Source organism: Mesorhizobium sp. L2C066B000 (assembly GCF_000502335.1).
GTDB lineage: Bacteria > Pseudomonadota > Alphaproteobacteria > Rhizobiales > Rhizobiaceae > Mesorhizobium.
The window spans coordinates 1-12,747 of the sequence record NZ_AYWZ01000020.1 but is presented as its reverse complement, the minus strand read 5'-3'; the positions used below and the strand labels follow the sequence as shown (position 1 = coordinate 12,747).

Below are 12,747 nucleotides of genomic sequence, written 5' to 3'. Positions count from 1 at the left end.
CGGCATTCAAGCGTCCGGCGTCAGCGCCTGCTGTGCGATGGAAAACAGACAGGTGGTCTTCAGAAATCATCGAGGAAAAAACAGCCTGCCGGAAGCTCGATGGCGCGTGATCAGCGTAACGACATCCCGCTGCTTGGAGGTGCCGGTCTTGGCGAAGATCGATTTGAGGTGTGTTTGGATAGTCGAGCGCGAAACACCAACGCGACTGGCGATTTCCGACAATGTGCCGCCGCGCTCGAACTCCAGGACCAGGCCGGCTTCCGCTTTGGTCAGTCCAAAATGATGGCGCAGATTTCCCATCAGCGCGGCTAGGTCTTCACTTGCACGCGGCCGAACTATGACCAGTGAAACGGTTCTTGGCGTAAAGATCGATAGAAGCCCGGCCGGCAAGGCATTCGTTTGATCGATTGCGACAGGGACACATGTAACGACATAATTTCCCGATGCGGAATTCACGATCAGATCGTCTAGTCTGGCTCGGCCGTCCCCGAGGGTGCAACTGTTTCGGACAAGGCCTGCAAACGCCGCATTTGCTTCCGCATTGTTGATTTGGACGATATCTTGCCCCCTGACCAAAACAAGGCTGGCATCAGCTATAAGTTCGTTTGCGGCGGCATTTGATGCAAGCAGGCGGCAGTTCTCATCCACCACAATAGCCGCATCGACGAGCTGGTCGATCAATCCGCGTCCTCCCGGCCGATTAAACGTTGGGTTGGTGAGCCGGTTTACTTCGAGCGCAGTTCGAAGGGCGGGCACAACGGTTCGCAGCAAGGCCTGACCGCGAGCATGTATCTGCTCGTGACGCCTGAAATCATGGTGCACGGCCAACACCGCGTATCGATCTCTGTGCGCGGCGAATTTCAAAGCCGTCGCCCCATCGCATTCACGCTCCGGGTTCACAAGATCAGTGAAGAATTCCGTCTTCCTAAGCAATTGGTCCGGGTATAATTCTGACGATCTTGTGAACAAAGACATGTTCATCTCGTTCATGCCCTTCGTCCAAGGGTTAACCTTCCAATAGTGGTCCCCGTAGGCCTGAATGGTTCTGTCGCTGAAGCCAGAATAGACAACCTGAAGCAGGGTTGTGCTTTCTTTCTCAACTACTTGAAACAGTATCTTTGATCCAGGGATGAAACGCTGCAGCAATTCGGCAACGTCGGTCCAACGATTCACGTTACAAGCTGCGGCGTTGATGATCGTGTTGAGGTCCGCGATGTCGGACGACAATCTTTTTTCACTTGAGGTCATAGTCGATCAATGTGCCTGCCGAAAAGTCCATAGGCAACGCGTCCACAAAAATAGCTATTCCGGCGCGGCCGAGATTTGAATTCCGACGACCCTTCCGCGCAACCACTTTTAGCCTACACGAACCGCTGTGGGAGTACATTGCACAAACATTGATCGGATACCACGGTCGATCTGGACTTGCACCATTTGCCATTTCGAACCGTCCAACATCCCTCGTTTGGGGGATGTGGGCGATATTCACGCTGTTAGCCTTGCCATGTCGACCTATTGACACTGACGGGCACCGCGTGGGGATCTATGTTCAATTCAAATCGTTCTGGCTATTCCGTGTTTGCCTCCCGACGCCGAACGGCGCTCCGGCCTCTCTTGGCCGTAAGCGCGATTGTACTCACGGGTTGCGCGGTTTCCGGCACCCAAGTGCTGGCGCCCTATCGATTGGCGGATGGAACAAGGCTTCAGGACGTCGTGACGATAGGCGCCGATAAGTCCGGCACGGCACCGGTAGTTACGCACGTGAAGACATTCAGGATTGGGGGCAGGGGAGGTGCAACTCTTGTTGCGGATGGCACCGGCTCCGGCGCGGGTCTTGGCACCGTGGTTGTCGGTGTAGCTGTCGCCGGCGTTGCAGGGGGGGTAACGGGCGGCCTCATCGCCAACGCTGTGCGCCACCATTCCAATTCGTCGTCGAGCATATCATGCGCGGATCCAGCCAACGCCCAGACGCCCACATGCCTGTGTGAAGCCAATCCTAGGCTCCCCGGCTGCGAAAACGCTCTTCAGCCTGTTGGAGATGGCAGTGGGTCTATCGGCACATTCCCGTCGGGAAACTGACGGCTACGGCGGCAATCTGGCAGACGGTTCGTTTTAGTTGATTTCACCCACAGTTCAGCGACCTGAAAGGTCCGACGTTCGATGGCAAGAAAGATTCTATTCCTTCTACCTGCGGCATTGATAGGCGGTGCACTGGCAGGATCGCTTGTGCATTACACTGCGAGCGGTCCAACCCCCTGCTATCCTATGCAGTCTAACTGCCCGGGGCGCCAGCCTTGGGCAGGGAATGGGAACGGCAGTCACAGCGACCGCGGCAAAGAGGGCGCGAACGGCGCTGGCAACAACGGCAGTGCCAACGGCAACGGCGGCAACAATGGCACCGGCAACGGTGGGGGCAATGCCAACGGCAGCGCCAACGGCAACGCCAACGGCAACGGCGGCAACAATGGCACCGGCAACGGTGGGGGCAATGCCAACGGCAGCGCCAATGGCGGCGCCAACGGCAACGGCAACGGCGGCAACAACGGCACCGGCAACGGTGGGGGCAATGGCACTGCCAACGGCGGCAACGGTGGCGGAAATGACAACGGTGGCGGAAATGACGGTGGCGGAAATAAAGCCTCCTATACGCCGGGGAGATTGCCCGTCTGGATGATCAACGGCAATTGACTGAAGAGCCGCGTCTCCACGCGCTCCTACTGCCGTCGCAAAGCAACGGGATATTCAAGAAGGACGGATTTTTGCGCCTGCTTATACTGTTGGTACTAACGGTGGTGTTAGGTTTCTCGCTCGGCCTTGCCAGTACGCCGAGACCCGACAGGGAAGCAGTATGCGGCACAGTCAGGATCGGCAGCCGTTCCATATTTTCGAAATGGTCAAGCATCTCTGCGGCCCCGGTTAGTTTCGTCGAATCAAAAGAATGCACGATTCCGTGGCGCAGATAATGGTGAACGTGGAGATGGCTTCGGCTGGACATCGCACGGAAGTGCGGCCGGCCAGCGATATTCATATTGCGACTAGCCTGGTTGGCTTGGCGGCCGTCATACTGTCCCTGACCGTGGTTGGATTGTTACAACTTGCCGGCGGGATGGCGACTATTTGGGTTATAGCCCTGCCGGCTCTTGCGATGGGTCTCTTCGACATCGCGGTTCTGAAGGAGCACCGTCAGCCGTCCGCAGGCCTCGACTTTGGTCGTTCCAGACCCGAACTGCTGGTTCGCCTGTCCCGGACCGCCTTAAAACTGGTCGCGCACTGGGCATGCTGGGGCACAATCGCGCTCATTTACTGGACGATACCTGAATACCGCGCACCATTCTATCAGGTGTATTTCGAGGCCTTCCGGATCTGTTTTCCTTGGCTGGCGGTGATTGTACCTGCCTATTTGTTTTTATTCGATCGCTATCAAACGGACCCTAAGGATGACGCTTGGCATTTCGGTAACTTCCTGCTTCGCGGGAGGTACGGTAGCACGGACCTTAATCGGGCCAAGTGTCATGCGCTCGGCTACGCATTGAAAGGCATCTTTCTGCCGATGTTGGTTCCAGCAATCGCGTCATATCTCGAGACGTCGAATGGTATATCTGTGTCCGATCTAAAATACCCTCTAGCATATTTCTATTATATATTCGACAAGATCTGGCTGATAGATGTGATATTTGGATCTATTGGTTATGTTTTCACTCTTCGCATTCTCAACTCGCATATCAGATATGTCTACGCCGATGGATGGATCTGGGCTGTAACGCTCATTTGCTACAGCCCGCTAAACGCAGCCCTTCTCTATTCGGGCGGGTACTATTCCGGTGCTCATTGGTATGCGCTCGTACCCATAGATTCGGCCATTGGTATGGCCTTCATGATCGCGATTTTGTTTTCTGTGGGAATGAACACTTACGCCAATATCGCGTTCGGACTCCGTTTTTCCAATATTGCTCACAGGGGCATCATGACGTCCGGTCCCTATGCCTGGTTCAAGCACCCGGCCTACCTATTCAAGAATATTGGGTTCTGGCTCATATCAGCCCCGTTCATTGTGACGGATGGCCCCCTGACGGCTGTCAGGGGGTGCATGCTGATTCTAATCTTGAATGGAGTTTACTATCTGCGCGCAAAGGGCGAGGAAATTGCCTTGATGCCTGACCCCAAATATCGGGCCTACGTCGATTACATTGATCAACATGGGTTCCTCGCAAGAGCGAAGAAACTTTTACATTAGAGCGGCCATTTCAAGCATCCGGCGTCAGCGTCTGCTGGACCAGGAATGTGTCGGCATACTGCGTCATACTGGCGATCTTTCCATAACTGATCTCGTAGAGATGGGCAGGCGGCGTGCATCGACTTTCCCCATCGCCTTGTAGGTTCCGGAGTAGACCCCGAAGGCGGCGATACGGTCGCCGTCTTCAAGATAGGTGTGAACGTCGGCGCGATAGCCGATCCATTCCGTGGCGAGGCGCCGGAAGACACCGGTGATAATCGCTTCCGCGCCGACATAGGTCCCGGCGTATGGGAAACCTTCGGCTTCGGTCCACCGTGCATCGGGGGTGAGAGCGGCCAGCAGATTGCGGCGGGGCGGCTGATCCAACTCCTCAAGGACTGGTCGCTGCCCTCCGGGGACATCCATACGGTCTATCCGGCCGCGCGGTTCCGGCCGCGCAAGGTGACCGCCTTCGTCGAAATGCTTATCGCCGCCGAGTAGCAGAAACCTTCTGTCGCGCTAGCTCTGGGACGGACGCCGTAAACAGGCTCACGCGTGTTCGTAGGATGTTCTTTCTCAGTCCTTCGCCCGCTCCACATAAGCGCCATCGGCCGTCATCACCACCACGCGGGTACCCGGCGCGATGTGCGGCGGCACCAGCGTGCGCACGCCGTTGGAAAGCACGGCCGGCTTGTATGACGAGGACGCCGTCTGGCCTTTGGTCGTCGGCTCCGTCTCGACCACTTCGAAAGTAGCGCGCTGCGGCAGCACCAGGGCTATGGCGATGCCGTTGAACTGCGAAATCTGCACCGCCATGCCTTCGAGCAGGTAGGGCGCCATGTCGCCGACCACGCTTTCCGGCACCGCGACCTGGTCGTAGCTTTCCGGGTTCATGAAGTGATACCCCTCGGCGTCGGCGTAGAGGAAGGTGTGCTCGCGCTCCTCGACATAGGCGCGCTCGACCTGCTCGGTGGTGCGGTAGCGCTCCGAAACCTTCACCCCGTCGGAGATGCGGCGCATGTCGAGCTGGGTGACCGGCGTACCCTTGCCAGGGTGGATGTTTTCGGCAAAGAGGATCACGTAAAGCTTGCCGTCCTTGTCGACGACATTGCCTTTACGGAGCGAACTGGCGATGACCTTCACCACGGTTTTCAATCCTAGACTTCGTTGGCCTGAAACGATCGTTCGGCGCAAATCGGCTGCGAGAGCCGTCGCCGTAGCGCATCTTGGCCCGAACCGCCAGCCCTGTCAGCAATTCCGTTGCCCGGCAAACCCATGACTGGCGCTTCGCCCTGGTGGACGCCGGATGTTCACGCCGACCGCCGGCCGCGGCTGATGGCGCGTAACGCCATAGCTGCCGCAATGCGCGGCTGGTTTGGCGAGCGCGACTTCATCGAGGTCGAGACGGCGGCGCTGCAGATATCACCGGGCAATGAGGCGCATCTCTCCGCCTTTGCCACCGAGGCTATCGGCGCCGACGGTGCGCGCCGGCCGCTTTACCTCCACACCTCACCGGAATTCGCCTGCAAGAAGCTGCTTGCCGCCGGCGAACGGCGCATCTTCAGCCTGGGCGCCGTCTGGCGCAACCGCGAGCGCGGTCCTTTGCATCACCCGGAGTTCACCATGCTCGAATGGTACCGGGTCGGCGAAACCTATGAGAGCCTGATGGCTGATTGCGCCGAACTGCTGAAGCTCGCGGCTGAGCGGGCCGGCGCCAAAACCTTCCGCTTTCGCGGCCGCGAGGCCGATCCGTTTGCCGAGCCGGAACGCGTGAGCGTGGCGGAAGCTTTTGCGCGTTACGCCGGCATCGATCTTCTTGCCACCGTTTCTGCCGATGGCGGCACAGACCGCGCCGCACTTCATGATGCTCTGGTCAAGGCCGGCCTGCGCACGGCCGACGATGACAACTGGGCCGATTTGTTCAGCCGCGTGATGGTGGAAAAGGTCGAACCGATGCTGGGGCAGGGGCGGGCCACAATCCTCTATGGCTATCCGATCTCCGAGGCCGCCTTGGCCCGGCCGAGCGCGGAGGACCAGCGCGTGGCCGAGCGCTTCGAGCTCTATTGCTGCGGCGTCGAGCTCGCCAATGCTTTTGGCGAACTGACCGATCCGGCCGAGCAGCGCCGGCGCTTTGCCGCCGAGATGGACGAGAAGGAGCGCGTCTATGGCGAGCGCTATCCGCTGGATGAGGATTTTCTCGCCGCCCTCGCCATCATGCCGCAAGCCAGCGGCTCGGCGCTTGGCTTCGACCGGCTGGTGATGCTGGCAACGGGCGCGACGAGGATCGATGACGTGATCTGGACGCCGGTCGCCACTCCTTGACGGAAATCGGCCTCGGTTAAACTCACAAACCGGTCAAGCCGCGCGTCTGTGGCGCCGCCGCGGATGGCTTTGCGGGCCGCTTGGGCGCTATGCCGCAGCGGGACAATTGCCCGTGCGCCATTGCACAAGCCGCATTGGGACAATAGATGGTGCAGCAGCCGCTACCGCCCGGCGCGGCTTCAGCCAGGACCATGCGCATGACCGATACATCAGAGGCAGCGAAATTGACCGACCGCGTCGCGGCACTGGTCGAGGCTGCCAAGCGGGCCGGCGCTGACGCCGCCGACGCGGTTGCCGTGCGCGGCCGTTCGATCGGCGTGTCGGTGCGGCTGGGAAAGGTCGAGCACACCGAAGCGTCCGAGGGCGACGATGTCTCGCTGCGCGTCTTCGTCGGCAACCGGGTGGCGAGCGTCTCGGCGACGGCGGCATCGGACCCCAAGGCGCTGGCTGAGCGCGCCGTGGCCATGGCCAAAGTCTCGCCCGAGGACCCCTATCAGGGTCTCGCCGATCCGGCTTTGCTGGTTGGCAAGGTGCGCGACCTCGATCTGTTCGACGCCACCGAGGTTTCGGCCGATCAGTTGAAGGAAGCGGCCCTTGCCGCCGAGGAAGCGGCCCTTGCAGTCAAGGGTGTCACCAATTCGGCCGGCAGCGGCGCCAGCGCAGGCCTCGGCGGGCTGGTGCTTGCCACGTCGAACGGCTTCGTCGGCCACTATGTCGCGTCGCGCTTTTCGCGTTCGGCCAGCGTGATTGCGGGTGAAGGCACCGGCATGGAGCGCGACTACGAATACTCTTCGAACCAGCATTTTTCCGATCTGGACGCACCGGAATTGATCGGCCGCAAGGCCGGCGAGCGCGCCGTGCGCCGCCTCGGCGCCCGCAAGGCGGCGACCGGTCCGGTCAACGTGGTGTTCGATCCGCGCGTCGCGCGCGGCATTGCCGGTCATCTCGCCGGCGCCATCAACGGCGCTTCGGTGGCGCGCAAGACCAGTTTTTTGCGCGAGATGATGGGCAAGCAGGTTGCGTCGGCTGCCATTACCGTCACCGACGAGCCGCTACGGCGTCGCGGCCAGGCCTCGCGCCCGTTCGACGGCGAAGGCGTCGAGGGCGAAAAGCTGTTGATGGTCGAGAACGGCGTGCTGAAGCACTGGTTCCTGTCGACGTCCGCCGCGCGGGAATTAGGGCTGACCACCAACGGACGCGGCGCGCGCAGCGGCTCGTCGGTATCGCCGTCTTCGACCAATCTCGCCATCGAGCCGGGCGACAGGACGCCGGAAGACCTGATCAGGTCGCTAAAATCCGGCTTTTATGTCACTGAAGTGTTCGGCCAGGGCGTCGACATGGTGACCGGCGAATACAGCCGTGGCGCATCCGGCTTCTGGATCGACAATGGTGAGCTTGCCTATCCGGTGGCCGAGGTGACCATCGCCTCGAATTTGAAGACGATGTTCCTCAATATGGTTCCGGCGAGCGATCTTGACCGCGATTTCGGCACTGCCGCACCGACGCTGCTGATCGAAGGAATGACCCTTGCCGGAGCGTGACCCGGTCATATCGGCCGGGGCCTCGGAAGACCTCGATCTGCTGCGCGACGCCGCCCGCGAGGCGGGCGCGATCGCCATGCGCTATTTCGGCAAGAACCCGCAAGTGTGGATGAAGGGCGGCACCTCGCCGGTCAGCGAAGCCGACCACGCGGCGGACGCCTATCTGCGCGAGACCCTTCTTGCGGCGCGGCCGGACTATGGCTGGCTATCAGAGGAAACGACTGACGATCCGGCGCGGCTTCTGGCGCGGCGCACCTTTGTCGTCGACCCCATAGACGGCACCCGCGGCTTCCTCGAAGGTCTGCGCTCGTGGTGCGTCAGCGTCGCGGTGGTCGAGAATGGCCGCACGCTCACCGGTGTGCTCGAATGTCCGGCCAAGGGCGAAACCTATTGGGCGCTGCCTGGCCATGGAGCTTTCCGCAACGGCAAGCCGATTGCCGTGCGCGGCCTGGGTAAGACGGTCGAGATCGGCGGGCTGAAGCAGTTGATCGACCTGATGCCGGCGCAATGGCAAAGCCGGGTGCGGCGGGCGGCGCACATTCCCTCTCTCGCCTACCGGCTGGCGATGGTCGCCAACGGCACGCTCGACGCAACCTTCGTCAAGCCCAACGCGCATGACTGGGATATCGCCGCCGCCGATCTCATCTTGCGCGAGGCTGGCGGCGCCGTGCTCGACGGCCATGGCCGCGCGCCGCTTTATGCCGGGGAGATCATCCGTCACGGCGCGCTGGTCGCCGGCAGCGGCCAGCTGCTGACCGTGCTTGCCGGCGTCATTGCCGATACGGAAGCGTGATCGAAGGTTCCAAAGTCGGCAGCTTTGGGCTAGACCTGTCGCAAACTCACAATATGTGAAGGACCGAAATGGCCGCGGAAGACGGAACGAAACAGCTTTTGCACCTGGTGTTCGGCGGCGAGCTGAAGAAGCTGGGAGGCACCGAGTTCCGCGATCTCGACGCGCTCGACATCGTTGGCGTCTATCCGGACTATCAAACCGCGCACACCGCGTGGAAGGCAAAGGCGCAAGCCAGCGTGGACAATGCCCATATGCGCTATTTCGTCGTCCATCTGCACCGGCTGCTCGACCCTGAAAGCAAGGCCGCCGGTTGACAGCGATGGAGCATGAAGCGGTGAAAGGGCAGCCCACCGGTGCCGCGGTCCGAAGAAGACGCGGCGGCAGTTCGAAGACATTCTGGCGCAAGATCCGCGAGCCGTTGGCGCAGTCGCGAATCGTCAAGAGCATGATCGTCAGCCTGCTCGCCCAGTTCGTCCGCCTGGTGCGCCTGACCAACCGCGTGGTCGAAGGCTCGGCTAAAATTTCAGGCGGCGACTACGCCGAATTCGAACCCGGCATCATCGCGCTCTGGCATGGCCAGCATCTGCTGACCCCAGCCTATTATCCCAAGGGACGGCCGCTGGTCGCCATGGTCTCGCGCAGCGCCGACGCCGAACTCAACGCGCTGATGATCGAAAAATTCGGCATCGAGGCGGTGCGCGGCTCCGGCGGGCGTGAAAGCACGAAGCATCTCGACAAGGGCGGCGCCAAGGCGCTCATCGCCCTGAAAAAGTCACTCGTGGCCGGCAAGAACGTCGCCATGATCGCCGACATTCCCCACGGCACGCCGCGCGACGCGGGGCTTGGTATCGTTCTGCTGGCACGCCTTTCCGGCCGGCCGATCATGCCTGCCGCCATCGCCACCAGCCGCCGCAAGGTGCTGGAAAGGAGCTGGGACAAGACCACCATCAACCTGCCGTTCGGCCGCTCCTCGATCGTCATCGGAACGCCGGTTTTCGTGCCGGCCAATGCCGACGAGGCCGAAATGGAGCGCAAGCGCCAGGAAGTCACGGCCGCGCTCAATGCCGCAACCGCCGAGGCCTATCGGCTCGTGGACGGCAGGCCATGAGCGTCGGCTGGGCGCGCGCCTTCCTGGCGGCCTACCGCCTTGCCGGTGCAGCCGCCTATCCGCTGATGGGTCCCTATGTCGCCTGGCGCACATCGCAGGGCAAGGAAGACCGCAGCCGCAGCCGTGAGCGCTACGGCGTTGCCGGGCGGCCGCGCCCCGAAGGGCCGGTGATCTGGATCCATGCGGCAAGCGTCGGCGAGACCCTTGCGGTCGTGCCGCTGGTGCAAAGCATCCTCGACTACGGTGTCAACATCGTGCTGACGACGGGAACAGTGACCTCGGCGCAGGTTGCCGACGAACGGCTGGGCGACCGCATCATCCACCAATATGTTCCGCTCGACCTCAAGCCGGCCGTCAGCCGCTTTCTCGATCACTGGCGGCCGGACCTGGCTATCATCGCCGAATCCGAGATATGGCCGATGACGATCCTCGAGCTCGGCGCCCGCCACGTGCCGCAGGTGCTGGTCAACGGCCGGCTCTCCGACCGTTCGTTCAAATCCTGGAAGAAGCGCGCCAACATCGCCGAGGCGCTGTTCGAGAACCTTGCACATGTCGTTGCCCAGTCGGATGTCGACGGCGAACGGTTTCGCGCGCTTGGCGCCCGGCCGGTCACCGTGTCCGGCAACCTCAAGGTCGACACCTTGCCGCCGCCCGTCGACGAACGGGCGCTGGCGACGCTGAAGCGCCAGATCGCCGGCCGCCCGACCTGGGCGGCAATTTCGACCCATGACGGCGAGGAGGTGGTCGCGGCGGAAGTCCACGCCACGCTCTACAAGCGCCACCATGGCCTGCTGACGATTATCGTCCCGCGCCATCCCGACCGCGCCGAAGCGCTGGCCGCACAGATTTCCGGCATGGGCCTGAAGCTGGCGCGGCGCAGCAAGGGCGACCGGATCACCGCCGACACCGATATCCTCCTTGGCGATACGATCGGCGAGATGGGGCTTTATCTCCGGCTGACGGAAATCGCCTTTGTCGGCCGCTCGCTGACCTCGGAAGGCGGCCAGAATCCGCTGGAGCCGGCCATGCTCGACACCGCTGTGCTGGCCGGCCGCAACGTCCAGAATTTTCGCGAGGCCTATCAGCGCCTGCTCGACAGCGGCGGCGCCAAGCTGGTGCGCGACCGCGACATGCTGGCCGGCGCCGTCAATTTCCTGCTGAGCAATGAAGTTGCGCGCCATGAGATGATGGCGGCCGGTGCCGCCACAGTCGACCAGATGCGCGGTGCGCTGGCGCACACGCTGAAGTCGCTCGAGCCTTATATCCAGCCATTGATCGTCAAGTCGCGCCTGAAGGGCGCCGACGGGCGATAGGTGGCGTCGGAAGCACCACCTTTCTGGTGGGAAGCGCCGGACTGGCGGGTCTTTGCGCTGTCGCCGCTATCAGCCGTCTATGGCATCGTCGCCGGCCGCCGCATGCATCGGGCGGTACGTGAAAAGATCGACGCGCCAGTGCTTTGCGTCGGCAACTTCACCGTCGGCGGCAGCGGCAAGACGCCGGTCGCCATCGCGCTGGCAAAGCAGGCCAGGCGCATGCAACTCAATCCCGGATTCCTGTCGCGCGGCCATGGCGGCTCGTTCGCGCAGCCGCATGTCGTCGATGCCGGTCACGACGCTGCCAAGCATGTCGGCGACGAGCCGCTGCTTTTGGCCGAGCACGCGCCGGTTGCGGTGAGCCCCAACCGCGCTGCCGGCGCCAAGCTGCTCCTGGAAGCCCATGGTTGCGATTTCCTGATCATGGATGACGGTTTTCAGAGCGCGCGCATCCATATCGATTATGCGCTGGTCGTCGTCGACGCCCGTTACGGCATCGGCAACGGCCGGGTCATTCCGGGCGGTCCGCTGAGAGCCAACATCGTCGACCAACTGGTGTTCACCGACGGGCTGTTGAAGATGGGCGAGGGCGCTGCCGCCGACCAGGTCGTGCGCCAGGCGGCGCGCGCCGGCCGGCCGATCTTCGAGGCGCATGCCGAGCCCGCGGCCAAGGAGCGGTTCGCCGGCCGGCGGTTCCTCGCCTTTGCCGGCATCGGCCACCCCGAAAAATTCTTCGACACGCTGCGCGGCACTGGTGCGGAAGTGGCGCTGAGCCGGTCGTTTCCGGACCATCACTTCTATGCCCCTGATGAACTCGCGGAACTGGCGGCAACCGCGCGCCGCGATGGACTGGGCCTCGTCACCACCGCCAAGGACGCCGCCCGGCTGCGCCACGGCGCTGCCCCGGCCGATTTCCTCGCTGAACTCGCCGTGCTGGAGATCGACGCCACGTTCGAACTCGACACTGTGCCGGAGCGCATCATCGACGAGACGCTGGATGCCTGGAGACAGCGGAAGCTGCGAGGGTAGGGCGTGCAGCGTCACGCGGAGATGCTGGCGGACAGCACCCCCCTCTGGCCTGCCGGCCATCTCCCCCGCAAGGAGGGAGATCAGCAGCTTTGCCAATGGCGCTCATTCTGCAACGCTGGTGATTTGGCGAAAGCAAAGATGATCATCCAATCTCCCCCTTGCGGGCATAGGCGCTAAGATAGCTTTGGCATGGACTGAAACTTGCGCTTTCGTGGTGGTTCGCGCCAGCGATATCGCAAGGCATGGAGTTTTTGGCGCAGGGCCGCCAAGGAAGGTTGAGGAAAGATGGTCGCGATCAGAGAGGCGACGATCTGGCGGGTTGCGCGCCACAGCAGCGGGCGCCCGTCGCTCAAGGGGGAGAGACACCCAACTCCTGCGAGAGGGGTTCGGTCACAAGCGCGATGAGGAAGTGTGCAAGGATCCAAGGC

The 12,747-nt window shown here is 62.1% G+C and carries 12 protein-coding genes and 1 pseudogene; 10 read left to right on the top strand and 3 right to left on the bottom strand.

What is annotated here, in order from left to right; translation table 11 throughout:
* Positions 1-66: 66 nt before the first annotated feature.
* Positions 67-1,227 carry a helix-turn-helix transcriptional regulator gene (locus X733_RS139360; protein WP_155924281.1) on the bottom strand — a complete coding sequence of 387 codons (1,161 nt, stop codon included), beginning with the start codon at positions 1,225-1,227 and terminating at the stop codon, positions 67-69.
* Positions 1,228-2,160: 933 nt separating this feature from the next.
* Between X733_RS139360 and X733_RS1000000170360 the strand changes: the two genes are divergently transcribed.
* Positions 2,161-2,688 carry a hypothetical protein gene (locus X733_RS1000000170360; RefSeq protein ID WP_196813779.1) on the top strand — a complete coding sequence of 176 codons (528 nt, stop codon included), beginning with the start codon at positions 2,161-2,163 and terminating at the stop codon, positions 2,686-2,688.
* 250 nt (positions 2,689-2,938) lie between these two features.
* On the top strand, positions 2,939-4,234 hold the full coding sequence (locus X733_RS139365; protein WP_023819960.1) for an isoprenylcysteine carboxylmethyltransferase family protein: 1,296 nt from the start codon (positions 2,939-2,941) through the stop codon (positions 4,232-4,234).
* Between the two features lie 63 nt (positions 4,235-4,297).
* On the opposite strand, the gene X733_RS1000000168695 is transcribed toward X733_RS139365, so the two are convergent.
* On the bottom strand, positions 4,298-4,600 hold the full coding sequence (locus X733_RS1000000168695; RefSeq protein WP_245274524.1) for a nuclear transport factor 2 family protein: 303 nt from the start codon (positions 4,598-4,600) through the stop codon (positions 4,298-4,300).
* On the opposite strand from X733_RS1000000168695, the pseudogene X733_RS1000000168690 reads away from it, so the two are divergent.
* Positions 4,568-4,714, top strand: a pseudogene (locus tag X733_RS1000000168690) (LysR family transcriptional regulator); the annotation flags it as partial. The gene X733_RS1000000168695 and the pseudogene X733_RS1000000168690 sit on opposite strands and share 33 nt — an antisense overlap.
* Positions 4,715-4,789: 75 nt before the next feature.
* Here X733_RS1000000168690 and efp read toward each other — a convergent pair.
* On the bottom strand, positions 4,790-5,359 hold the full coding sequence (gene efp, locus X733_RS139375; protein ID WP_023682947.1) for an elongation factor P: 570 nt from the start codon (positions 5,357-5,359) through the stop codon (positions 4,790-4,792).
* 129 nt (positions 5,360-5,488) lie between these two features.
* Between efp and epmA the strand changes: the two genes are divergently transcribed.
* From epmA to lpxK, 7 genes are all read left to right on the top strand, one after another.
* A complete protein-coding gene (gene epmA / locus X733_RS139380; RefSeq protein WP_023819958.1) occupies positions 5,489-6,535 on the top strand; it encodes an EF-P lysine aminoacylase EpmA in 1,047 nt (348 codons plus the stop codon).
* A gap of 197 nt (positions 6,536-6,732) precedes the next feature.
* Positions 6,733-8,076 carry a TldD/PmbA family protein gene (locus X733_RS139385; RefSeq protein ID WP_031194038.1) on the top strand — a complete coding sequence of 448 codons (1,344 nt, stop codon included), beginning with the start codon at positions 6,733-6,735 and terminating at the stop codon, positions 8,074-8,076.
* Entirely contained in the window at positions 8,063-8,869 is an 807-nt protein-coding gene (locus X733_RS139390) for a 3'(2'),5'-bisphosphate nucleotidase CysQ (protein WP_023671574.1), read from the top strand. Before X733_RS139385 ends, X733_RS139390 begins: the two co-directional genes overlap by 14 nt.
* A 68-nt stretch (positions 8,870-8,937) precedes the next feature.
* The gene (locus X733_RS139395; protein WP_023819956.1) at positions 8,938-9,183 is read left to right on the top strand and encodes a DUF4170 domain-containing protein; all 246 of its coding nucleotides are present in this window, start codon (positions 8,938-8,940) and stop codon (positions 9,181-9,183) included.
* Between the two features lie 5 nt (positions 9,184-9,188).
* Entirely contained in the window at positions 9,189-9,977 is a 789-nt protein-coding gene (locus X733_RS139400) for a lysophospholipid acyltransferase family protein (protein WP_023819955.1), read from the top strand.
* Positions 9,974-11,290 carry a lipid IV(A) 3-deoxy-D-manno-octulosonic acid transferase gene (gene waaA / locus X733_RS139405; protein ID WP_023671577.1) on the top strand — a complete coding sequence of 439 codons (1,317 nt, stop codon included), beginning with the start codon at positions 9,974-9,976 and terminating at the stop codon, positions 11,288-11,290. Before X733_RS139400 ends, waaA begins: the two co-directional genes overlap by 4 nt.
* On the top strand, positions 11,291-12,319 hold the full coding sequence (gene lpxK / locus X733_RS139410; RefSeq protein WP_023819954.1) for a tetraacyldisaccharide 4'-kinase: 1,029 nt from the start codon (positions 11,291-11,293) through the stop codon (positions 12,317-12,319).
* Positions 12,320-12,747: the final 428 nt, after the last annotated feature.